Annotated in this window: 19 protein-coding genes; 7 read left to right on the top strand and 12 right to left on the bottom strand. The window is 57.2% G+C overall.

Annotated elements, in window-relative coordinates; translation table 11 throughout:
* Positions 1 to 10: 10 nt before the first annotated feature.
* From amrS to ACTRW9_RS05255, 7 genes are all read right to left on the bottom strand, one after another.
* A complete protein-coding gene (gene amrS / locus ACTRW9_RS05285) occupies positions 11 to 1072 on the bottom strand; it encodes an AmmeMemoRadiSam system radical SAM enzyme (protein WP_442428559.1) in 1062 nt (353 codons plus the stop codon).
* Positions 1073 to 1124: 52 nt separating this feature from the next.
* A complete protein-coding gene (sufU, locus tag ACTRW9_RS05280; protein WP_442427196.1) occupies positions 1125 to 1580 on the bottom strand; it encodes a Fe-S cluster assembly sulfur transfer protein SufU in 456 nt (151 codons plus the stop codon).
* A gap of 106 nt (positions 1581 to 1686) precedes the next feature.
* A complete protein-coding gene (locus ACTRW9_RS05275) occupies positions 1687 to 2940 on the bottom strand; it encodes a SufS family cysteine desulfurase (RefSeq protein ID WP_442427197.1) in 1254 nt (417 codons plus the stop codon).
* On the bottom strand, positions 2933 to 4249 hold the full coding sequence (gene sufD, locus ACTRW9_RS05270; RefSeq protein WP_442428558.1) for a Fe-S cluster assembly protein SufD: 1317 nt from the start codon (positions 4247 to 4249) through the stop codon (positions 2933 to 2935). Before sufD ends, ACTRW9_RS05275 begins: the two co-directional genes overlap by 8 nt.
* A gap of 9 nt (positions 4250 to 4258) precedes the next feature.
* Positions 4259 to 5008: a Fe-S cluster assembly ATPase SufC gene (gene sufC / locus ACTRW9_RS05265; RefSeq protein ID WP_442428557.1), complete on the bottom strand. Its 750-nt coding sequence runs from the start codon at positions 5006 to 5008 to the stop codon at positions 4259 to 4261.
* A 92-nt stretch (positions 5009 to 5100) separates the two neighbouring features.
* Positions 5101 to 6567, bottom strand: a complete 1467-nt coding sequence (gene sufB, locus ACTRW9_RS05260; protein WP_442428556.1) for a Fe-S cluster assembly protein SufB — start codon at positions 6565 to 6567, stop codon at positions 5101 to 5103.
* 38 nt (positions 6568 to 6605) lie between these two features.
* Positions 6606 to 7355 carry a NifU family protein gene (locus ACTRW9_RS05255; RefSeq protein ID WP_442428555.1) on the bottom strand — a complete coding sequence of 250 codons (750 nt, stop codon included), beginning with the start codon at positions 7353 to 7355 and terminating at the stop codon, positions 6606 to 6608.
* Positions 7356 to 7857: 502 nt separating this feature from the next.
* Between ACTRW9_RS05255 and moaA the strand changes: the two genes are divergently transcribed.
* The 3 genes from moaA to ACTRW9_RS05240 all read left to right on the top strand — a co-directional run bounded on the left by moaA (position 7858) and on the right by ACTRW9_RS05240 (position 10296).
* Entirely contained in the window at positions 7858 to 8871 is a 1014-nt protein-coding gene (gene moaA / locus ACTRW9_RS05250) for a GTP 3',8-cyclase MoaA (protein ID WP_442427202.1), read from the top strand.
* A 370-nt stretch (positions 8872 to 9241) separates the two neighbouring features.
* Positions 9242 to 10048 carry an ATP-dependent sacrificial sulfur transferase LarE gene (larE, locus tag ACTRW9_RS05245; RefSeq protein WP_442428554.1) on the top strand — a complete coding sequence of 269 codons (807 nt, stop codon included), beginning with the start codon at positions 9242 to 9244 and terminating at the stop codon, positions 10046 to 10048.
* A 14-nt stretch (positions 10049 to 10062) separates the two neighbouring features.
* Positions 10063 to 10296, top strand: coding sequence for a hypothetical protein (locus ACTRW9_RS05240; RefSeq protein ID WP_442427204.1), 234 nt, complete (start codon positions 10063 to 10065; stop codon positions 10294 to 10296).
* Between the two features lie 287 nt (positions 10297 to 10583).
* On the opposite strand, the gene proC is transcribed toward ACTRW9_RS05240, so the two are convergent.
* From proC to ACTRW9_RS05225, 3 genes are all read right to left on the bottom strand, one after another.
* Positions 10584 to 11450, bottom strand: a complete 867-nt coding sequence (gene proC, locus ACTRW9_RS05235) for a pyrroline-5-carboxylate reductase (RefSeq protein WP_442428991.1) — start codon at positions 11448 to 11450, stop codon at positions 10584 to 10586.
* Between the two features lie 35 nt (positions 11451 to 11485).
* Positions 11486 to 12181, bottom strand: coding sequence for a YggS family pyridoxal phosphate-dependent enzyme (locus ACTRW9_RS05230; RefSeq protein WP_442428553.1), 696 nt, complete (start codon positions 12179 to 12181; stop codon positions 11486 to 11488).
* A 140-nt stretch (positions 12182 to 12321) separates the two neighbouring features.
* Positions 12322 to 12717, bottom strand: coding sequence for a response regulator (locus tag ACTRW9_RS05225; RefSeq protein ID WP_442427206.1), 396 nt, complete (start codon positions 12715 to 12717; stop codon positions 12322 to 12324).
* A 307-nt stretch (positions 12718 to 13024) separates the two neighbouring features.
* On the opposite strand from ACTRW9_RS05225, the gene ACTRW9_RS05220 reads away from it, so the two are divergent.
* Positions 13025 to 15451, top strand: coding sequence for an ATP-binding protein (locus ACTRW9_RS05220; protein ID WP_442428552.1), 2427 nt, complete (start codon positions 13025 to 13027; stop codon positions 15449 to 15451).
* 27 nt (positions 15452 to 15478) lie between these two features.
* Here the strand turns inward: ACTRW9_RS05220 and ACTRW9_RS05215 are convergent, their stop codons facing one another.
* The gene (locus tag ACTRW9_RS05215) at positions 15479 to 16240 is read right to left on the bottom strand and encodes a SprT-like domain-containing protein (RefSeq protein WP_442428551.1); all 762 of its coding nucleotides are present in this window, start codon (positions 16238 to 16240) and stop codon (positions 15479 to 15481) included.
* 153 nt (positions 16241 to 16393) lie between these two features.
* Between ACTRW9_RS05215 and ACTRW9_RS05210 the strand changes: the two genes are divergently transcribed.
* From ACTRW9_RS05210 to tpx, 3 genes are all read left to right on the top strand, one after another.
* Positions 16394 to 17737: a hypothetical protein gene (locus tag ACTRW9_RS05210; RefSeq protein WP_442428550.1), complete on the top strand. Its 1344-nt coding sequence runs from the start codon at positions 16394 to 16396 to the stop codon at positions 17735 to 17737.
* Positions 17734 to 20115, top strand: a complete 2382-nt coding sequence (locus tag ACTRW9_RS05205) for an endonuclease MutS2 (RefSeq protein WP_442428549.1) — start codon at positions 17734 to 17736, stop codon at positions 20113 to 20115. Before ACTRW9_RS05210 ends, ACTRW9_RS05205 begins: the two co-directional genes overlap by 4 nt.
* A 91-nt stretch (positions 20116 to 20206) precedes the next feature.
* Positions 20207 to 20791 carry a thiol peroxidase gene (tpx, locus tag ACTRW9_RS05200; RefSeq protein ID WP_442428548.1) on the top strand — a complete coding sequence of 195 codons (585 nt, stop codon included), beginning with the start codon at positions 20207 to 20209 and terminating at the stop codon, positions 20789 to 20791.
* A 12-nt stretch (positions 20792 to 20803) separates the two neighbouring features.
* Here tpx and ACTRW9_RS05195 read toward each other — a convergent pair whose 3' ends face one another.
* The gene (locus tag ACTRW9_RS05195) at positions 20804 to 23731 is read right to left on the bottom strand and encodes an insulinase family protein (protein WP_442428547.1); all 2928 of its coding nucleotides are present in this window, start codon (positions 23729 to 23731) and stop codon (positions 20804 to 20806) included.
* Positions 23732 to 23820 lie beyond the last annotated feature (89 nt).

The following is a 23820-nucleotide window of genomic DNA, read 5'->3' as shown; positions in this document are numbered from 1 at the left end:
GCGGTTTTCTTCAAGCCGCCAGCGTCCACCTGCCCGGAATTTTCTCTCCGCAATCGGGACACGCCCCCTGCTCCCCGAGCCGATTGCAAATCACCCGAAACCCGCGCCGCTCTATGAGCGTGGACCTGCACCCCGGGCAAAACGTGTTTTCCGAATCGCCCACCTCTCCCGGACGGTTCCCGCTGTAAACGAACCGGAGTCCCTTGGAAAGGCCGATGTGGCGAGCCCGATCCAGCGTCACAACCGGGGTGGCCCCGGTATCGCCCATCTTGTAGTCAGGGTGAAAGGCGGTCACATGCCAGGGAATATCCAGAGAGACGTCCGCGAGAAACTCGGCAATGCCGTTCAGTTCTTCATCGCTGTCGTTGTAACCGGGAATGACCAGCGTCACGATCTCCAGCCAGAATCCCATCTCGTGCACCTGACGGATGGTGTCCAGCACTTCCTGAAAGTTTCCGCCCAACAGTTTGTATTTTTTCTCGTCGAAGCACTTGAGGTCGATCTTGAACAGATCGAGCCAGGGCCTTACGTACTCCAGAACCTCCGGGGTGCCATGGCCGTTGGAAACATACCCGGTCACAAGGCCCCGCGACCGCGCTTCCCTGAATACCTCGACCGCCCATTCGCTCGTGATCAACGGTTCGTTGTAGGTGGAGACGATGGTTTTGGAGCCGTGACGGATGGCCAGATCGCAGATTTCCCGCGGAGTCGTCGGTCGGTAATTCTGTGTCGCACGATCGTCGCGGAGCGTCTGGCTGGTGAACCAGTTCTGGCAGTAGGCGCACCGGAAATCGCACCCCAGCATGCCGAAGCTGAGCGCATTGGTGCCGGGGAGCGCGTGGAAAAACGGTTTTTTTTCGATGGGGTCGTTCTGCACCCCCGCCGTGTAGGCGAAGGGAACGAGGAGTTGTCCGTCCAGGTTGTAACGGATCTTGCACACGCCGCGCTGGCCGGGCTTCAGGGTGCAACGGTGCCCGCAGGCGGTGCAGATGAGTTTGCCGTCGTCGAGGGGATGGAACAGATCGCCCGGTCGGGTCCGGGAATCGAGGTCGGTCAGGGTGAGGGTTGGCATCGTTCACCTCCAGACTTGCTTAGGAGAGAGCCAGGCCGGGTTGCTCCCGGTTCTACTCGGTGGTGACGTCGCTGTTTTTATCCAGCGCCCCCACCATGGAATGCCAGGACAGGCTGGCGCACTTGATGCGCGAAGGAAATTCGCGGATGCCTTTGAACAGCGACAGCTTGCCCAGGTGATTGTCTTTGTTTTCTTCGGGGTCGAACTCACCCAGCACCATGCGGTGAAACTCGTCAAACATGACCTTGGCTTCGTCCACCGTTTTGCCCTTCAGGTTGTGGGTCATGAGAGAGGAACTGGCCTTGGAGATGGCGCATCCTGATCCCATGAAACTGATGTCCTGAATGATCCCCTTGTCATCGACGTTGAGGTACACCGTGTAATCGTCGCCGCACAGGGGATTGAATCCGTGGCACTGGTGCGTGGCGTTATCGATTTCCCGGAAGTTGCGGGGCTTTTTGTTATGATCCAGGATCACCTGTTGGTACAACTCGTTACTGTAAGACATCCCAAGTTACCTTCAATTTGTTTTCAAAACCAGCGGTCGCCTGTCCGCCTTCAAGAGGCGGACTGCGGGGCGCATTCGGCCTGACACCTTTTTATCGGGTGCCGATTCAGGAAAATACCTTGATTGCCTTGCGAATGCTTTCAGCCAGAACGTCGAGCTCCTCGAATTTATTATAGAACGAAACCGAGGCGCGTGTCGTGGCCGGAACCTTGAACCTCTGCATGGTCGGCTGGGCGCAATGGTGGCCGCCGCGCACGGCGATGCCGTCCTGATCCACCAGCGTCACCATGTCATGCGGATGAACCAGATCGTGGTAAAACGACAGGATGCTCGCCTTGTTCTCTGCGGTGCCGATGATGCGCAGCCCGTCGATGTTCTCCAAAAGGCGCGTGCCGTACTCGAGAAGCTGGTGTTCGTATTCGGCGATCTTGTCGATGCCCACGGCCTGCATGTACTCGATGGCGGCGGCGAGGCCGATGGCCTGGCTGATGGGCGGCGTGCCCGCCTCGAAACGCGACGGTGGCTCGTTGAACGTGGTCTTCTCGAACGTCACCTGCCGGATCATGTCTCCTCCGGTCACATAAGGCGGCATGCTTTTGAGGACGTCCATCTTGCCGTACACACCGCCGATGCCGGTCGGCCCGTACATCTTGTGGCCGGAAAAAGTATAGAAGTCGCAGTCGAGTTCGCGCACGTTGAGGCTCATGTGCGGCGTGCTCTGCGCCCCGTCGATCAACACCACCGCCCCCGCCTTGTGGCCGAGATCGATGATTTCCTTGATCGGGTTGATCGTACCCAGCGCGTTCGACACGTGGTTGACCGCGACGACCTTCGTTTTCGGGCTCAGCAGTTTCTCATACTCCTCCATGAGGAGTTCGCCCTTGTCGTTGCACGGGATGATCTTGAGCTTCGCGCCTTTCTCCTCGGTGATCATCTGCCACGGCACGATGTTGGCGTGGTGCTCGATCTGGGAGATGATGACCTCGTCGCCTTCGTTGAGGAATTTGCGACCGTAGCTCTGCGCCACCAGGTTGACCGACTGCGTGGTGCCGCTGGTGAAGATGATCTCGTTGCGGTCGGGCGTGCCCAGCAAATCCGCCACCTTCTGCCGCGCTTCCTCGTACATGCGCGTCGAGCCCTCGCTCATCTTGTATGCGCCGCGGCGCACCGTACCGTATTCTTCCGAATCGAACTTGTGGACCCGTTCGATGACCGCCCACGGTTTCTGCGTGGTGGCGGCATTGTCCAGGTACACCAGCGGTTTACCGTGCACCTGTTGCGAGAGAACGGGAAAGTCTTTGCGGACTTTATCGACATCCAAAACCGGTTTGGGGGACGTCACGGTGCCGGAGTCAGACATTTTCGGCCTCCAGTTTCTTAAGCAGGTATTGATTGAAATCCCGAACCACGTCCTCAAACGGAACCGCATCGATGATGCTGGTGACGAAGCTCTTGGTCAGAATGGACTTGCCCACCGCCTCGGACAGGCCGCGCGTCTTCAGGTAGAACAACTGATCCTCGTCGATCTGCCCGACCGTCGCGCCGTGAGTGCATTTCACATCGTCGGCGAAAATCATCAGGTTCGGTTTGGCGTCCGCCTTGCCGTCGTCCGACAACATGAGGTTGTTGATCAACTGGTCGGAGTTGGTCAACTGCGCGCCCTTGTCGACAATCACGGTGCCGTCGAAACTGGCGCGCGCCTTGTTGTTGATGACGTTGCGGAAAAACTGGTTGCTGGTGCAGTGCGGGGCCTCGTGATGAACGCGCACGAAATTGTGCGCCTGTTCCCCGTTTTCGAGAACGCAAATGCCGTTCATGTTGAGTTCCGCGCCTTCGTCTTTCAGACGGACTTCGTAATGGTGGCGGGCGAGACGGCTGCCCGACGATCCGTTGGTACACACGAAACGGCTGTTGCGGTGCAACTGCACGCGCGTTTTGGACATGTGCCACGCACCGGGGTCGTCCTGCTGGACCTGCCAGTAAGTCAGCCCCGCGTCCGGGTCCACCAGAAAATCCTGCACCGCGTTGACGAAATACCCGGCTCCCTGCCCGATGAACTTCGCCGCCAGTTTGAACTCGGCGCGCGGTTGCAGTTTCACCAGAAGGCGCGGGTGACTTGCGGCCGATCCGTCGGCCGTACCGGTGGACATGTAAAGGACCTGCAGCGGCTTTTCGATCACCGCCTTTTCCGCTACGGTCACGACGAGGCCGTCTTTCACGAAACCGCTGTTGAGCGCGGCGAACACATCGTTTTCCTCTTCCACCGTCGCCAGCAGGTATTCCTGAACGGCCGCATCCTGAATGGCCTGGACGAGCGGCGTGAGCGTCACCTCCGCTTCCAGTCCCGATGTATTGGACAGTTTCTCGTCGTACACACCATTGACGAACACAATCACCCGGTCCCGGCATGACGGATACACCGCCGCCTCCACCGCCTTCGCATCGGCGGCCGCGTGACCGGTCAGTTGAAACCGAGTTTCGGTGAGGTCGTGCGTGTTGACGAAGGTATACATCTCGTGCTTGCGGTGGGGAAACTTGACCGCCTCGAAACGCCGGATGCCCGCTTCGTTGAGTGGTTGCAGGGTTGGGACAGCGTCTTTCAGAAATTCCTTGTGCAGGTCGAGGACCGCCTGCTCACTTTCACTGATCACATCTAAAGTCGTGGACATACCCTCTCCTCACTTCGCGGCGGTGGCGACCCAGTCGTAACCCTGGCTCTCGACCTCAAGCGCCAGGTCTTTTCCACCGGATTTGACGATTTTGCCGTGAGAGAACACGTGCACGAAATCGGGTTCAATGTAGTTCAACAGGCGCTGGTAATGGGTGATCAGGATCAGCGCGTTGTCCTTGGTGGTGAGCTTGTTGATGCCGCTGGCTACGGCCTTCAACGCGTCGATGTCCAGACCGGAATCGGTTTCGTCCAGCAAGCCCAGTTTCGGTTGAAGCACCGCCATCTGCAGGATCTCGTTTTTCTTTTTCTCACCGCCGGAGAACCCGTCGTTGAGAGCGCGGTCCTTGTAGCGCGGGTCCATGGATACCAGTTTCATCTTTTCAATCAGCAGGTCGTCGAAGTCCAGCGGATCGAGTTCCTCTTCACCGTTGTGAACGCGCTTGGCATTGTAGGCCATGCGCAGGAACTCTGCATTGTTGACGCCCGGAATCTCCACCGGGTACTGAAAACCCAGAAAGATGCCTTCCAGCGCCCGCTGTTCCGGGTCCATGTCCAGAAGGTCCTTGCCTTCAAACTTCACCGTGCCTGCCGTCACCTGGTAAGCGGGGTGCCCGGCCAGCACCTTCGACAGCGTGCTTTTGCCCGACCCGTTGGGGCCCATGATGGCGTGAACCTCCCCTTTGTTCACCGTCAGGGACACACCCTTGACGATTTCGACGCCTTCGAATCCGGCGTGCAGATCATTGATCTCTAGCATTAACCTGTTCCTCTCTGATTTTCAAAACAGACCAGCCAGGCATCGAGCCGCGGGGCCCTGCCTGGCTGGCCGGTGTTTCCGAATGATGGGACTCAGCCGACGCTGTCTTCCAGCTTCAGGGCCAGGAGCTTTTCCGCCTCGACGGCGAATTCCATGGGAAGCTGTTTGAAGACTTCCTTGCAGAAGCCGTTGATCAGCGCCGAGATGGCGTTCTCGCGGGAAATGCCCCGCTGTTCGAAATAGAACAACTGCTCCTCGCTGATCTTCGAAGTGGACGCTTCGTGTTCCACCTGCACGGAGCTGTTGCCGGTTTCAATGTACGGGAACGTGTGCGCACTGCACTTATCGCCCACCAGCATGCTGTCGCACTGCGTGTAGTTGCGCGCGTTGGTGGCGCCCTTGTTCACTTTCACCAGACCGCGGTAGCTGTTGCTGGAATGATCCGCGGAGATGCCCTTGGAGATGATGCTCGACCGGGTGTTCTTGCCGATGTGGATCATCTTCGTGCCCGTGTCGGCCTGCATGTGGCCGTTGGTCAGGGCCACGGAGTAGAATTCGCCCTGCGAGTCGTCGCCCAGCAGGATGCAACTCGGGTACTTCCAGGTGATGGCGGAACCGGTTTCCACCTGCGTCCAGGAGATTTTGGATTTCTTACCCTGGCACTTGCCGCGCTTGGTGACGAAGTTGTAGATGCCGCCCTTGCCCGTTTCCGGGTCGCCGGCATACCAGTTCTGCACGGTGCTGTACTTGATCTCGGCGTGGTCCAGAGCCACGAGCTCGACCACCGCCGCGTGCAGTTGATTGGTGTCAAACTGCGGTGCGGTGCAGCCTTCCAGATAAGATACGTAGCTGTTGTCCGAGCAGATGATGAGCGTGCGCTCGAACTGCCCCGTCTCTTCCGTGTTGATACGGAAGTAGGTGGACAGCTCCATCGGGCTGATGGTGTCCGGCGGAATGAACACGAACGAACCGTCCGTGAACACGGCGCTGTTGAGCGCTGCGAAGTAGTTGTCACCCACCGGCACAACCGTGCCCAGGTATTCCTCGACCAGTTCCGGGTATTCCTGCAGTGCCTCGGAGATGGAGCAGAAGATGATACCCACTTCCATCAGCTTTTTCTTGTGCGTGGTGGCGACGCTGACGCTGTCGAACACTGCGTCCACGGCCACGTTGGACAGCCGCTTCTGCTCTTCCAGCGGAATGCCCAGTTTTTCGAAGGTGCGCAGGATCTCCGGATCGACCTCGTCCAGGCTGTCGAGCTTTTCCTTCGGCTTCGGCGCCGAGTAGTAGGACACGGCCTGGTAGTCGATCGGCGGATAGTGCACATTCGGCCATTTCGGTTCCTTCATCTCCAGCCATTTCTTGTAGGCCTTGAGACGGAAATCCAGCATGAACTCCGGCTCTTCCTTTTTCTTCGAAATGGCACGGATGACATCCTCGTTCAATCCCTTGGGGAAGGTCTCGGATTCGATCAGCGTACGCCAGCCATATTTGTATTCACCCCGGTTCTCCAGGACCTCATCGACGTCCGTGACATTCCGGGCGGTTTCCTTAGCCATATATTCCAACTCCTTAAGAGACGGATTCTAAAAATTCATTACATGTTGGGGACGACCTGCAGGTCGCTGTACACATCCTGACGCAGGGTCCGTTCAATGAACGACAACGTCGCCCCCAGCGAAGAGCCGCAACTGCCGCAGGCCCCCTGATACTGGACGAGAACCCGCTCGCCGTCAACCACTTCCAATACCTGGATGTTGCCGCCGTCGGACATCAGCGCCGGGCGGACTTTCTCGTCCAGAACCAGTTCGACCTGCTTGATCTGGTCGGCTTCATCCAAGTCCAGCCATGCCTGCTCCTGCATGGTCAGCTCGCGGGTGCTTTTCGGTTTTCCGGAGCCGCTGTCCCTGATGGACGCTGTGGCCTGTGCCACCGCCTGCGCTTCCGGATACTTTTCCTTGATGATCTTGAGCAGTTCCGGCACGTTGCCGAACGCGGTCTTTTTGGACTCCGGCACCGCCGGTTCCTCCGGATCGTCGCGGAGTGCACGTTCGACGTCCGCTCCCAGCAGGGAACAGGCCTCGTCGATGGTGAGTCCCTTGACCATGGAGCACAGCTGCTCGCAGATGCCCACGGACACCTTGCCGCCGTAGGCGAAGAACTTGGCGCTGTAAACCCGGCCCTCGACCACGTCGACCAGCCAGTACAGCTTCATATCCTTGAATTTGGCCTCAACCAATGCCATTCCTTTTTCCGTGGCATCTTCCTGGTAGAAGGCTCCGCGGTGCTTCGGCTTGCTGGCGGCTTCCTCGAATTTGGTGGAGAATTTCTCTTCAGCGACAGACATTATAAATCTTTGTGTTTGAAACGTTTACAAGGGGTTTCCCGCAGTCGGGCAATCCCGTTTCCATGCCTCTGTCAGATGGGCCCTATTGTATATCAAACGCCTGGGAAAATCAGGACAATCTTGAGCAGGCAGACCCATCCCCTTACTGATTAGATGCAAAGGCGTCTTTCAGGTTCCTTCCAAAAGCCGGAAATCTCCATATTTTTAAGGATTTTTCGGCATTTCCGGAGCATGCGGGCACACAGGGCGTTCAGCGTCTCCCCTCTCCCCCAAAAACTATTTTTTCCCGCCTTCGCCGGGTGGGGCGATGGGCTCGTTTTATGCCCTTACCGGAATCTTCCCACCCTCTGCCGGGAAAAGCATTTGGGGTGTACATCGCTTTTTCAAAAAGGGTATAATTCTACCAAATAAACTCCCACCTGCAAGAGTGTGGGCGAACTTGCCCGGAGTATGGCAAACTGCCGGAAAACCCGGGTGTCACACCGACGTGAGAGGAAGTCCGATGTCCATCTCCGAGAGCCAGGAACGCCCGATTCTGATTGACGGCATGGGCCGCCGCATCGTCAACCTGCGCATTTCCGTCACCGACCGTTGCAACTTCCGCTGTACGTACTGCATGCCTGCGGACAACGTCGAGTTCATGGACCGCTCCCACCTGCTCTCGTTTGAGGAGATCACCCGCATCGTCGGTGTGGTGTCCAAAATGGGCATCTTCCGCCTGCGCCTCACCGGCGGCGAACCGCTTCTGCGCAAGGACCTGCCGGAACTGGTACGCATGTTGAGGGCCGTGCCGGGCATTGAAGACATCGCCATGACCACCAATGCGTTTTTCCTGAAGCAACATGCGAAGGCGCTCAGGGAAGCGGGACTGCACCGGCTGAACATCAGCCTCGACGCGCTGGACAAGGACAAGTTCACCCACGTCAACCGCCGCGACTGCCTGGAACAGGTGATGGAAGGCATCGACGCCGCACGCGAAGCGGGCTTCCCGATCAAGGTCAACGCGGTCGCCATCCGCAATTTCTCGGAGCCGGAAATCCTGAAACTGGTGGAACTCGGCCGCTCCGACGGATTCGAGATCCGCTTCATCGAGTTCATGCCCCTCGACGCCGACCACATCTGGGAACGCGACAAGGTGCTGTTCGGTCACGAGATCATCGACCTCATCAGCAAGAAATTTGAAATCACGCCGATCCAGGATTCGCTGGAGATCGGCCCGGCGAGCGAATACGAGTTCGCCGATGGCAAGGGCAAGATCGGCATCATCACCGCCGTCAGCAATCCGTTCTGCGATTACTGCAACCGCATCCGCATGACCGCCGACGGCAAACTGCGTACCTGCCTGTTCTCCACCAACGAGCACAACCTGAAGGAACTGGTGCGGGACAGCGCGGCCACGGACCAGGACATCGAGCAACGCATCCGCGCCGCGCTGGTCACCAAGGAACCGGGCCACAAGATCAACCTGGACGACTTCGAACGCCCCGCCCGGGCCATGCACGCCATCGGCGGCTGATCGCACACTTTAATTTCCAGTTACAGCGCAACCCCTCTTCTATCGCAATCGCTGCAGTTTCTACACAACAAACTGTAACCCAATAGGGTGGCCTGCGTCCATTTCCTGAAACATATCCTTTACTTGAATAACCCTACCCAATTAGGGTTTTCGTGCACCTTTCCTGCCGCATGAAACCCGTTCTTGCCGTTTCTTTCAAGACCTCCGTGGACTTTATACAATGAGAGTCAGCAGCTAACTTCAATCTGGTTTTACCTCCTTCTGATGATCCGGGAGCCTCCCCCCTGCTCCCGGATCTTTTTTTTATTCCGGGGACATGGTAAGTTGTAACCAGTAACGGCGCTGTTTTGAGCGCACGGACCAACCGGCCATGACCTTATACGACAAACACAAACGAATGCAGGCGCAGATCGCGGCGCTTCCGGGCGCGATCGTGGCGTTTTCCGGCGGGGTCGACAGCACGCTGGTGCTGGCGATAGCCCATGCCGCTTTGGGAGAGCGTGTGCTTGCCGTCACCGGCCGCTCCCCCAGCGTGCCGGAACGGGAACTGGAAGCATCGAAAAAACTCGCCCGGCACATCGGCGCCCGGCACCTGATTGTCGATACAGGGGAAATCCACAATCCCGATTACACCGCCAATCCGGCCAACCGCTGTTATTTCTGCAAGACGGAGCTGTACGATCATCTGAAGCGCATCGCCTCCGAGCGCGGCCTGCCCTACATCCTGAACGGCACCAACAGCGACGACCTGGGCGACCATCGTCCCGGGCTGGTGGCCGCAGACGAGGCAAAGGTGCTGAGCCCCCTGGCCGACTCCGGAATGACCAAACAGGACGTGCGCGACCTGTCGCAGGAGCTGGGCCTGCCCACCTGGGACAAACCGGCAATGGCCTGCCTCGCTTCCCGGGTGCCCTACGGACAGGAAGTGACGACGGAAAAACTGTCGATGATCGAGCAGGCGGAAGACGTTCTGCTCGCCATGGGTCTCAGGCAGGTGCGCGTTCGGCATCACGGCGACATCGCGCGCATCGAGGCACCGCAGGACGAGCTGCCGGTGCTCCTGGACCCGGAACAGGCGCGGATCATCGAATCCAAATTCCGGGAAATCGGATTTCAGTTCGTCACCGTCGACATACTGGGTTTCCGCTCCGGAAGCCTGAATCAGGCCCTGCGCTAAGGAGATCCCCCGCCATGTTTCATTTTGAATTGCGTCCGGAGGTGAGAAAGCAGCTGAAGAATCCGGACCTGTTCGTCAAGGGACAGGAGAAGATGTACTGGGGCATCATCCTCGCCATGTCGGCGGTGATCATCATGCTCATCCTGATGTTCAAGGATCCGGAGAAAGTCCTGCACCCGGTGTGGCTGATGTTCCTCGGGCTGGGGCTTGCGGGCTGGGGCGAGGTGCAGAAATACCGCGCTAAATAAAAAAGCCTTTCAGGATTTTCATCTTGTTCCTGAAAGACCTCTCGCCGCCGCGGGGTAGGCCAACCCTGTTTCTTCATTTCTGCCTACCCCGGTTGGCATACAACCGGTCGCGATTCCTTCTTTGTCTTTCCACCCAGTTGCTCGGGTCTTCTTCCAGCCGAACCGCCGGTTGTATGGAAGGGGGCTTGGCCTCCTTCCATAAGTAATATCATGTCGCTCCGACTTTCTGTCAATGCCTTGAAGTGCGAAATACCGTGGCGTGGCGGGGGTTTCCGGGGGCAGGACTGCTATTGAGAATCGTTTCCATTCTGGTTATTTTCCGCGTTTCGACCAAGCTCGATGGAACGTTGCGTCGCCGCTTCGACGGCATTGATGAGCGTGGTGCGGAGCCCTCCTTTTTCCAGCCAGTGCAAACCGGAAATCGTGGTGCCGCCGGGGGAGCACACCATGTCCTTCAGCTCTCCCGGATGACGCCCGCTTTCCTGCGCCAGCTTGGCGGAACCGAGGACCGTCTGCAGGGTGAGCGCGTTCGACACATCGCGCGACAGGCCCATCTTCACTCCCGCATCCGACAATGCCTCGATGATCATGAAAATGTACGCCGGGCCGCTTCCACTCAACCCGGTGACCGCGTCCAACTGGGCCTCGGGGACGTCCACCGTGCGGCCGATCGCTTCAAAAATACGGTGTGCGACCTTGAGGTCGCTCTTGCTCACGTGGTCGCTTGCCGAGAGCGCCGTCACCCCTGCCTGAACGAGGGCCGGGGTGTTGGGCATGGTGCGGACCACGCCGACTTTCTTGTCCGCTTCGGGATTCAAGAGGGACTCGATGGCGTGGATGGGGACGCCCGCGGCAATGGAGATCACCAGTTTTTTCTCATCGATCTGCTCATGAATACCGGTACACACCGACTTCACCGCCTGCGGTTTGACAGCAAGGATGATGATGTCATTTTTCTGCACAAGTTCCTGGTTGTCCGTGGTGGTTTTGATTTTGAACTCGCGCTTCAAAAACTCCAGGCGTTCTCCCACCATGTCCGACGCCATCAGGCTTTTGGCCTCGATGAACGACGCGGACAAAAGCCCCTTGATCATGGCTTCCGCCATGTTTCCACCGCCGATGAATCCAATTCGTTTGTTGGTCAGCACTGCAATTCACTCCATTTATTCGGGAAAATCACCAACCCAGCTCAACCGGAGCGTTCGCCGAAAAGCGCCGTTCCCACACGCACCCAGGTGGCGCCTTCTTCAACAGCGATTTCGTAATCGTGGGACATACCCATCGATAACTCCTCCAGCGAGATGCCGGGGAATTTGCATTCGCACATGCGGTCGCGAAGAGTGCGCAGACTCGCAAAGTGCTTGCGCGCCTCTTCTGCATCCGGCGTGTAGGGCGGGATGGTCATCAATCCCTTCACCGCGATGCCGGAAAGGGCACCGGCCCGGCGCAAAAGGTCTTCCAGGTTCCCCGGATCGATGCCGAACTTCGATGCTTCACCGGAGACATTGACCTGGATGAGGACGTTCGTGACCACACCCTGCTTTTGGCTTTCCGTGTCCAGTTTCTCCGCCAATGCGGTGCTGTCCACCGAATGCACCAGGTCGAAATGCCCGACCACATACTTTACTTTATTTTTCTGTAAATGTCCGATGAAATGCCAGTGGAAGTCTTTGGAACCAAGTGTCTCGATTTTTTCCATCGCTTCCTGCACCTTGTTTTCGCCAAACACGTCCGCACCGGCCTGTCTCGCCGCACGGATCCGTTCCATCGGCACGGTTTTGCTGACGGCAACCAGGCGCACCGACTCCGGGTCTCGTCCCGCACGCAATGCGGCTTCGCAGATGCGCTGGCGAACCACTGCAATGTTTTCATCAAGGGAGGTCATTCAAACGGGATCTACGAAGTGAAAGATGAGGGATTGCCGTCAAACGGCTTGTGCATGCCGCCTGCAATGTAGTCGAAAAAAAAAGGCTTTGCAACCGGACGGAAGCAAAGCCTTTTTTACCTTGAATGGATGGGAACTTATCAAAAATCGAAATCCTTGCCGGCGGCGATGAGTTGATCCACCACCTTGAACAGCTTCTCTTTTTCTACCGGTTTCACCAGGTAGTCCTTGACTCCCTTCTTCATCAAACCAACGGCCAGTTCCGTATCCGGGTAACCGGTGATCACCACGATCGGAATTCCCGGGGCGTTTTTCTTGAGATAGTCGATCGCTTCGATGCCGTTGATCTTGGGCATTCGAATGTCGCACAAAATGACCCCGATGTTGACCAGGTTGTTTTCAGAATGAAGGACCTTGATGGCCTCCTCTCCGTTTTCCGCTTCCAACACGTGCAACCCGTGCTGTTCCAGTTGCAGACGAATGACATCCCGGACATCCTGCTCGTCATCAATGACCAAAATTTTTCCGGTAACCATGTGTCCCTCCAATAGGAATTTTAAAATCAGTCTCTCTCACCGCCCGAAAAGGCGGGAAAAAATAACGGCCGGGCGGTTCCCCCTTTCGGCCTTCGACTCATTAGTAGTAAACATAGGGCCGGGATGGGATTCCGGCCACTTTTTTTAGGGAAACCGATGAAATTTGAGAAGTCCGGTCCTATATTGACTACAAGGTAGGGTGCCCGCCCGGGTTCACTAATTCGGGTTAAGAAACAATGCGTTCCGGGTGGAGGTCCCGGTTTCCCCACGGCAGGCCGTGTTTTGCCTGTCGCTTCCTGACCAGGTTATGAACGTTGCCGGTACTCCATTACCCAAAAAGCGCGTCCGCGTCCGTTCCGGGCTGAAAAACAGGCTGGTCGGCATGGTCATAGGAGTGGGTACCATTCCTTTGGTTCTGGCCATGGCGTGGTCGTTCTTTCAGGGAAACGAGTCGCTGACGCAGGTCATCGGTGCCAGTTTCAAGGCACTGGCCTATGAAACATCCACCAAGATCGATTTATTGATCAAAGACGAATTTCAAAAGATGCGGCACTGGGCCTCCCATCCCACCCTCATCATCAATGTCAAGGAACACAACCGCTCGGTCACGGAATCCGAGGACACACTAAAGAGCATCCCCCCCCTGCCCCCCACCTATCAGGAAATTCAGGGAAATGGAGCGAGCCGCGTACTCAGCAACTTTTTGCGTGATGATCTCAGCGCGGTGGAATCCACCAAGGCTTTGTTTGTCACCGACGCCTCGGGCAACCTGGTGGCCACCATCAATGACTACCCCGAACGCGACAACAGTTCACGCGCAACATGGGTTGGTGTCATGGAAAAGGGACTCCCGGAGGCTTTCGGGCGTTTGCATTTCGATACCAAGTTGAACACGTACCTTTTTGAAATCGCGGTACCGATTCGGACCCGTGACCAGACCCGCATGGGTGTCCTGCACCGCCTATATTCCAGCAAACGTTTTTTCTCGCCGTCGATTGAAAACATCCTGTTCGGGGAGACCGGTCACGTGATGCTCATCAACTCCAACGGGGTCGTGCTGGACTGCCCCATTCTGCCGACGGGACACCGGTTGAGCGAGCCTGAGCTGGTGAAACATGTCACGGGGCCGGAAGCCAACTGGGTGGAAACTCAGAGTGATGGCCACGGAAGTCACCGTCTGTCCATCATCGGCTTTTCGCCTCTTGCTTCCACAAACAAGATCATTGCCGGGACCCAGGGGCCGCGACTGTACACGTTTGCATGGCAGTCTTCGGAAGAGTTGTTTGCGCCTACGCGGAAACTTCTCGGCTGGATGGCCGCGGCGGGATTCGTCTCCATTCTCCTAATTGCAGTGATGGGGTCGCTGGCCGCAAACCGGATTGTGCAACCCATTCGCGAGCTTCAGAAAACCGCGGAGTCCATCGGGCGCGGGGAATCCGTGAAACCCCTCCAGATAAAAACCGGTGATGAAATCGAACTGCTCGCGGAAGAAATCAATATCATGAACGCATTGTTGCGTAAAACGTTCACCGGGCTCGAGCAACAGGTTGAAGAAAAAAGCCGGGAAGTGATTTACCTGCGGGAGTACACCGAAAGCATTTTGATGAGTGTGCCGGAATCGATTCTCATCTTCGATGCCAGCCTGCGCATTGAATACGCCAATCCGGCGTTTGAAAAAATCACCGGCCTTCTCCGGCAAAGTTACTTTGGCAAACTCCTGCAAGAGGTTCCAGTAAAACAACATCAGGAATGGGCGTTCCTCGCAATGGAGCTTAAAAACTACAGTACCGGCCAGCCTCCCAAACTGCACCACCTGCAAAGCGAAAGTTATCGCGCCAAGGATCCGCTGGCACCCACCACGCCGCATACGAAAGACTGGCAACCGACCATCAAACTGGGTGAACTGTTTTTCGCGTACCAGTTTTTCGATATGAAATTCAAGCAAATGGAAGGGAGGCGGATCGGCCTCATCATGAAAAACATCACAGAAGAGAAAAAACTTCTGGACCAGTTGACCAAGGCGGACAAACTGTCCGGGCTCGGCACACTGACCGCGGGCATCGCACACGAGATGAACAATCCCCTCTATTCCATCATGGGCTACACCGAAGCCATTGTGGACCAGGCCACCGAGCCGAAAATCAAGGCCTATGCCCAGAAAGTTCTGGACCGGTCCCGCCATATGGCAAACGTCATTTTGAACATGTCCGGTTACGCCCGCACCAATGAACAGGATTCGGACCAGACCGTCAACATCAACGAGCGCATCGATGCGGCGCTGGACATCGCACTGCTGGACTCGTACTCAGACGATATCGCGCTTGAAAAACATTATGGGAATTTGCCGAAGGTCAAAGCAAAACCGGAAGAGCTGCAACAGGTGTTCCTGAATATTGTTCGCAACGCGGTGCAGGCCATGGAGGGTAAAGGGACGTTGACCATCAAAACGTTCCAGCAGAATGGAACCGTCACAGTGTCCATCCGCGACACGGGACCCGGAATCGCGGAAGAGCACCTGACGCGGATTTTCGATCCGTTTTTTACCACCAAGGAACAGGGGTCGGGAACGGGTCTGGGTCTCAACATTGTGCATCGCGTGGTGGAAAAATACGGCGGTCACATTGATGTCAAATCCCAAGTCGGCAAGGGCACGACGTTCATTATCAATCTGCCCACGTCGCCGGAATCTGCCAACACCGAACCCATTGGCTCGCCGGACAAAGACCGGGCCTGAGGTGATTAAATTGAAATCAAGAAAAAGTTATTCTTCGGAGGAGGGAGCGAGCAATTTGGCCCAGTGCTTCTTTTCCCACTGCATCGCTTCTTTGTAGTGCTTGTACTGTTTTTCGCGGGCCTTGAATTCCTTGTGGTGGGTTTTCCACTGCCCTTTCTGGCGCACCGGCGGAACGGCCTGATGGCACATCTCATGAAAAACGGTCAATTCCAGCACGGGGAGGGGAACAAATTCCTGCCTGAGCCGCGGATGGATGCGGATCAGTTTCTTCCTGGAATCGTAAGACCCGAATTTCACCGAGCGCCGGTTGGCGGCCTTGGTTTCCTTGGACCACTCGATCGTTGCTTCTACCTTGCCCTCAAAATACTCGGCATTCAGGCGATCAAAAATGCCCTGCAGATCGCGCGGGTCGGCTTCCTCCTCAACCGGAGATTGAGGTTGCAGCGGTTGCAGGATGGATTCTTCCAGTCGTGAATGGATCACATCCCGAAAGCGGTCGTTGAGTGCATCGCGTCCCAGAAGCTGGTTGAGCACAATCCGCTCCAAAGCAGAGATCACCGCCTCCGGTTCAGCGTCAAACAACTGGAAGTAGTTGGCGTTGAACATTTCGAGGCGCACCCCTTCCTCGCCCAGGTGCACATTCACCTGGCCCAGGTATTCGAAGCCCCCTTTTTTAATGCGGAACAGGGCGCGGTAAGCATCGCCGCCGGAAAACCGGCCTTCGCCGAGCACCACGGTGCCGGGCTTTATCGTTGTGGTTTGGAATGGGGTGGTTGCGGTGGCAGTCATAAGATCAGGCAAGAGAGCGTGTTGATGAACGGGTTGGACTCCAGTCACTTTTCAAATGTTATGAAGCTTTGCGTTTAAAATCAACACTTTTTTCTAAACCAGGAAATGTCCCCAGTCTTTACTTGCGGGCTCGGTTTGTGTCAAGATCAGAGTATGAGAAATGCCATTTGCGGAATACTACTGACCGCCGTCCTGGTGGCTTGCCTGCCGCCCCCGGAAGCGCCGAAGATGGCGGCTCCACCGCCTTACGATTTGGAAGGCGACGTGGATCTCTACCTGTCCACCAATGACCCCCAGGTCGAGCAGGAGGCGCTGGCCCGCCTGAACAAGCAGAACACGCCTCACAATGCGGTCAAGCAATACCTGAAACAGGTCGGACGGGGTACCGGCGGAACCCCTGGCCTGCACACGGATCTGGAATACTCCAATGGCGACCAGACTTACCCGTACGCGTTGTACGCACCGGAACTGGAGGCGGGGCGGGACTATCCCATGATCGTCATCCTCCACGGTATGGGTGGCAGTGGCGACCGCACCGTCAAGAGTTGGTTGCCGCGCCTTAAGGACGAAGATTTCATCATTCTCTGCCCCAGCTACCCGGCCGGTGCCTGGTGGTCCCTGCGTGCGGAAGAGATGGTGATGGACCTCATTCAGTCGGTCAAGCGGCAGTATCCCGTGGACCACAACCGCGTGTTTTTGGCGGGTCTGTCCAACGGCGCCATCGGCGCATACATGACGGGCATGTTCTATCCGGACCACTTCGCGGGAATCGTGCCCATCGCCGGGGCCATCACCGACCGCTACCTTCATTTTCTGGTGAATCTCAAGAACACGCCGATCTACAGCATCCAGGGCGTGCACGACCCGATTTTCCCGATCCAGTACAGTCGACGCATCCGTAAAATCCTGAATGATCTCCAATACACAATTGAGTACCGCGAGCACCGGGAACAGGGAATGGCCCACGGAGGGCATTTTCTGCCCGACTCGGAGGTCCCGCCTTTGGTGGAATGGTTGAAAAAAACCAGACGCGATCCGCATCCCCACATCCTGCGAATGGTGCGCGAGGAAAATCACCTCGACAACATACACTGGGCACAAGTGACGCGTGGCTTGCAGATGGCTGCCCTGCAACTGCCGGGACCTGAAAAAGAAAATATGAACATCCGCGACGGCAAGATCACCACCCTGCTCGCGGTTCACAAAGAACCGAACCTGTTCGAAATCGTGGCCAAGAACCTGCTTGAACATGAAGTGTACCTGAATGCGGAACAGGTGGACTTCGACAAAAAATTTCTGGTGACCTTCCAGGAGTTGAGCGAACAAAACGGAAAGTTCGTCACAGGCCCCCAGCGGGTGAGCTTCCATGAGAAGGTGGAACCGGACCTGGAAGTTCTGCTCTCGGGTTTCAAACGGCGTTGGGACCCGGAATTGCTTTATGACGCCCGCATCACCATCAACCTGGAAGAAAAAGTCCAGTTTGCCTCCGTGCCATGAACCCCAAGGACGTCCCATCGCCTGACATCACGCTGAACCAGTCGATGACCCTGCTGGGTTGGGGATGGATTCAACGCGCCCTCGCCGAACAGGCGATGTCTTCCCTCACCCGCTCTTTACTGGAAAGTGAATCCCCCGCCGGCGATTTCGAAGCAGCGCACACGCGTCTTCAAGAAACCTCGGAAATGGTCGCACTGTTCGACGAGGTGGAATCGATTCCACTTCGCGTGTTTTCCGATCTCGTTCCCGCCCTCACCTCCGTCCGTGAACGCCTGCTGGTCGAAGCGGCCGATTGCCTGCACATTGCCGAATCCCTGCGGCTGGTGCGCGATCTCAAGCGCTACCTCGGCAAACGTGAATCGGCCCCGCACCTCGCTCCTTACGCCTCACAACTGGAACCGGTACCGGAACTCATCCGCGAAATCGAACGGTGCATCGACGACGACGGCGAAATCAAGGACGACGCCTCGCCGGAGTTGAAGCAGGCGGTGCGCGATGCGGCTCGCGCCCGCGACAACCTGGAATCGACGATGAGCAAGCTGATGTCCGGTTCCTACAAGGACATTTTGCAGGACGCCTACTACACCGAACGCGACGGGCGGCTGGTTCTGCCGGTGCGCGCCGATGCGAAAAGCCGGCTGCAGGGCATCGTGCACGACAGTTCCGCCAGCGGCCAGACGGTGTTCATGGAACCGACGCAGGCGGTGGCGCTCAACAACCAGGTGAAGCTCGCACGCCTCGCGGTGCAACGCGAACGCCAGCGCATCCTGGAATCGCTTGCGCTTCAGATAAAAGAACACGCCGACGTGCTGATGTGCAACCAACAGCAGCTGGTGGCTCTGGATGGCATCCACGCCCGCGCACGACTGGCCCGGAAGATGGATGCGCGTCCCTATACATTCCATGAGGACGGCCCCCTCACCCTGCACCACGCACGCAATCCGGAACTGGTGCTGAACGGCACAAAAGTGGTGGCCAACGATATCAAATGGAACCCGGACACGCGCATTGTCATCATCTCCGGGCCCAACACCGGCGGCAAAACGGTGACCCTCAAAACCGTGGGGTTGATGGCGCTGATGGCGCGGTGCGGCCTGTTCCTGCCTGTCGGGCCCCGCTCCGAGATGCGCTTTTTTCCCGAAGTGTACGCCGACATCGGCGACGAGCAGAACATCGAGCTCAGCCTGTCCACCTTCTCCGGCCACATCAAAAAAATCATCCACATTCTGGAGGGGGCGACAGCAGGTGCGCTCATCCTGCTCGACGAACTGGGCATCGCCACGGATCCGCAGGAAGGCGCGGCCCTGGCGGAAGCGATCCTGCTTGAAATGAAAGCGCGCAACTTCACAACGATGGTGTCCACGCATTTCCTCGCACTCAAAACACTGGCTCAGACGCAGGAGGGATTCCTGAACGCCTGCATGGAGTTCGACCTCGATAAAATGGCGCCGACCTACCGCCTCGTTTTCGGCGTGCCCGGCGACAGCGCGGCCCTGGAGACGGCGCAACGGCTGGGACTGCCGCTGAAAACCATCGAACACGCCCGCCGCATTTACGCGGAAAAAGACCGCCGCGCCGAAGCGCTCCTGCAGGACCTCAACCGGCAGAAACTCGATCTGGAAAACGAAAAGGATTCCATCGCCCGTGACAGGCAAGCCATCGAAGCTCTCAAACGCGAGCAACAGCAGTTGACCGATGCCCTGCGGTCTCAGGAGAAAGACTACACCCGGACCAAGGCGAAGCGCATCCAGACCTACGTGCGCGAAGCCAAACGCGAAATCCGCCACCTGATCGACGGCGTGCGGCAAAGCCGCGACCTGCCGAAACTGCGTAAAGCGGAAAAACAACTACGGCAACTGGGTCACACACCATTGTCAGAGACCGGTCCGGATCGCAACGGCTGGGATGTGCCGCCCGACAAATTGAAGGAAGGGGATGAGATCCTGGTCGAGGATTACAATGCCTGCGGCGTGCTCCTCGAAAATCCTGAACAGAAAGACCGCGTGCGCGTGCGCCTTGGCAACCTCGTTACGGTTGTCGAAACCAAACGGCTGAAAGGCCACATCCGTCGCACGCCCTCCTCCGGTAAAAGTCAGAAAACGGAAACGGTGAAAGTCCAAACCGAGTCGCAGTCGCATCCACGTGGTACCCTGGATTTGCGCGGCATGCGCGTGGAGGAAGCGCAGGATGCGCTGGAGTTGTTTCTCAGCCAGGCGGTGGTCAACAAACTGCCGAAGGTGACGGTGATCCACGGCCACGGCATGGGCAAGATCAAAACGATGGTGCGCGACTACCTGGCGGCAAGCGGCATCGGCAAGGAGTTCACCCCCGGCGAGCGCCACGAAGGCGGCGACGGGGCGACCATCGTTAAATTTTAGAAGTCCGGGCGAATCCCCACCGGGCGGCGGGGCATCCCAATTTAAATACCGGGACCTCAATATTCATTCCAACCACAGCGAGGCATTCATCATGAGAAAATCCATCGCTTTGATTTTAATTACGGTCTTCACCACGGCCCTCCTGGCCACCACGCTTTCCGCGCGAAGTGGATTCCACGTCACCATGGGTGGCAAACCGCTTACGCTGATGGGCGAGCCGTTGCAGGTCAACCAACCCCTGCCGGACGTGCTACTCCCCGATGCGGGTCTCAATATGGTGAACCTGAAGGAGGGATTCAAAGGCAAGGTGACCATCGTCAGCATCGTGCCGTCGATCGACACCCGGGTGTGCGAAAAGCAGACGCACATTCTGAGCGAGGAAAACAAGGGGCTGGATGAAACGGCGCGGCTCGTGACCATCAGCCGCGACCTCCCCTTCGCACAAAAGCGCTTCGCACGCGAGGCCAAGATTCACAACATCCTGTTTCTGTCGGATTACCGTGAAGCCACCTTCGGCAAGGCCAGCGGCCTGTTGATCGGTGAGAACCGCCTGCTCGCCCGCGCCGTGCTGGTGCTGGACAAGGACGGGGTCATCCGCTACATGGAAGTGGTGCCGGATCTCGGTCAACTGCCGGACATGGAACGCGCGTTCGAAACGGCCCGTTCCCTCAGCTGAGGGGCGTGCCGCTCATTTGAAAACGTCCACCAGATGGTCGAACCGCGACGCGTCTTTCTTGATGCGCGCCGCGTTGCCGAGCACGCACACGGACCCCTTTTCCTTCACCGCGTGGAACAGCTCGGCGTAACCGCGCACGTCTTCCAGTGTCGTGGACATCAACTCTTCCAGCCGCCGCTCCTTGAATTCCTGCGTCATTCCGGTCAGGTACTCGGCGCGGGAGATGGAACCCTTGCGGTCCGGCGTGAGCGGCGGGTCCATCTTGCCAATGCACCCGATGATGATTTTCTCCAGCTCCTCGCCGGGGAGATCGAGGTGGGCGAGGAAGTCGCCGATCTCGTCGTACACGTCCAGTGTCTCGCTCAGGTTGGGATCGCGATAAGAGACCAGTCCCAGGTCGCCGGTATACAGATCGAAGTTGATCATGCTTCCGTAGGCCCCGCCCTGAACCCGGATACGGTCCCACAAAAACGCGGTGCGCAACAGGGCCTTCACCACCTCGAACTTGCCGGAATACTGGTAGCCCAGTTGATACAGGTTGGCACCCTTGCCGACGTATTGAACAGTGCTGGTGGTCATGAATCCTTCGTTCGGCGCGGGAGCCTCAAATTTGTAATCCACACGCGGATGCGTCCCCTCCGGCAGAATCTCCGTCAGGTGCTTCACCCGTTTGTCGATTTTTGAAAAATCCTTTGCCGGAGAGGTGATGTTCACCAGCATGTTGTCGCGGTTGAGCACCCTGTCCGCCACCTGGCGAAACTCGTCCGCCACCGCCTCCGGATCTTTTTCAACGCGTTCGTAGAGGTCCTCCAGGAACCGGAAGTAGGTGAGTCCGTCGGTCCACTCGTCATACTGTCCCAGCCGGGAATGGTAGGCCTGCAGCCGTGACAGCACATACTGGTTGCCGTGCGGCACGATCGACGTTTCCATGTTCGCCTTGGCACTGCGGATGATCTCCACCAGCCGGCCGGTGTTGCTGAAATCGCGCTCGGTGAACAGCTCGGCGTAAAGGTCGAACAGCGCATCCAGTTTTTCCATCAGCACCGTACCGCTGAAATTGAGGTACGAGAGCAGGTGGCTCCGGTCATCGAACGTGACGGAAGAAAAATGCGAGGGGGAAATGCCTCCGGTGTGGATGCCGATCTGTTGCGACATCTCCACGTAGTCCCGTTTCTTCGTTCCCATGCCAAGAATCATGCGTCCCAACAGGCCCAGGTATTGAATCTGATCCTGCGGTACCGCGTTGGTGTCGAAGCAGATTTGCGTGTAAGCAATGTTGTTGGTGAACAGGTCATGGAGTAGAACCGTCGGCTTGTCTTTCCGTTTCACCTCACAGGGAAACTTCGGCACCTTTTTTTCGACATCATTCAAATGCAGGCGAGGCAGGGTGGCCAGCGCTTCCGGCGCGTCCGGCGCCATCTGCATTTCCTGGAGCGCCCTGGTTTCTTCGATCAGGTTTTCGATGTCTTTGTCGGAAAGGCCGGATTTCATCTCTCGGAGCGCCTTTCTCACCTTGGCATCCTGCTTCTCGCCCAGACCCGGTTTCGGGTACAGCACCAGCACACTGCGGTGATTGTTATCGAGCAGGTGTTTTTTGATGAGCGTTTCGAAATAACCTTCGTTCATCATTTTCTTGATCTTCTTCATCAACTTTTCGTATTTCAAATGCCCCATCGGGTCCGCGTCGTACAACCACGACCCCAGGGCCTGGATGTTGTACACGATGCCCTTGGGAAACCCGCCAAAGTTGGCCTCGCGCAGCTTGAAGTCGATGGTATTGACCGATGCCTTCACCTGGTCCTCATCGATGCCGTTTTCCGCCAGGTCCTTGAGCGTGTCGAAAACGAGGTCGAGGATTTTCTGCGCGTCCTCACGGTCCGCACCTTTCATGCCCACGGCGAACAGCGTTTCCGCGCGGTTGTCGTCGAAGCCGCCGCCGATGACTTCCGATCCGAGATTGGATTGAAGCAGGGCCTTGCGAAGCGGCGCGGCGGAATTGCCCAGCAGGATATGGCTCAGGATTTCCATCGCCAGGCAATGCTCGTAATCCGTTGCCTTGCCCAGTTTCATGCCGACCACGACGTAGGTTTTCTTTTCGACTGACTCGTTCTTGGAAACGGCGTATGGCACGTCCTTCCACTTGGGTTTACTGAAGCGGCGTTGCAGGCCGATGTGAGAGTCCACCTCCAGCCTGTCGAAACGGATCAGGTATTCTTCATTCAAGTACTTGAGGTATTCGTTGGTATCGCCGTCGCCGTAAATGAACAGACGGCTGTTGGTCGGGTGATAATACTTGCGGTGGAATTCCTTGAACTCATCGTAGGTCAACTGGGGAATGCGAAGGGGGTCGCCACCGGACTCGTAGCCGTAAGGTGTTTTCGGAAACAACGAGTGTGCCAGGTGCCGGTCGAGCACGCTTTCGGGATTGGAAAACACGCCCTTCATCTCGTTGTAGACAACCCCCTTGTAGGTGATATCCCCTTCCGGCGCGTCCAGTTCGTAGTGCCAGCCTTCCTGCTTGAAAATTTCCTCGGTGATCTTCGGATAAAACACCGCGTCGAGGTAAACCGTCATCAGATTGAAGAAGTCCTTCCGGTTGCGGCTGGCCACCGGGTACATGGTTTTATCCGGAAAGGTCATCGCATTCAGGAATGTCTGCAGGCTTCCTTTCATGAGCTCGACGAACGGTTCCTTGACTGGAAACTTCTGGGAGCCGCACAGCACGCTGTGTTCCAGAATGTGTGCCACGCCGGTGTCATTGAAAGGCGGCGTGCGGAAGGTGGCGCTGAACACCTTGTTGTCGTCGTCGTTTTCCATCACCAGCAGTTCGGCTCCGGTTTTTTCGTGCTCAAAAAACAACGCCAGCGAATTGAGCTCTTTTAGCTTTTCCTGTTTTTTCAGTTTAAAACCGTGATAGGAGCGATCCACTTCAAAACTCATGAATGATCCTTTCTAATAAAAACGGGCCGCCGGGGCCCGGTGGGGGTCTAATTTCTGTCACCGCCAGAATATCACAGGTGAGGGCGGAT

The organism is Nitrospina sp. 32_T5 (assembly GCF_052156635.1).
Classification (GTDB): domain Bacteria; phylum Nitrospinota; class Nitrospinia; order Nitrospinales; family Nitrospinaceae; genus Nitrospina.
Note: the sequence above shows the minus strand (reverse complement) of the source record. Positions and strands in the feature narration are given on the sequence as shown.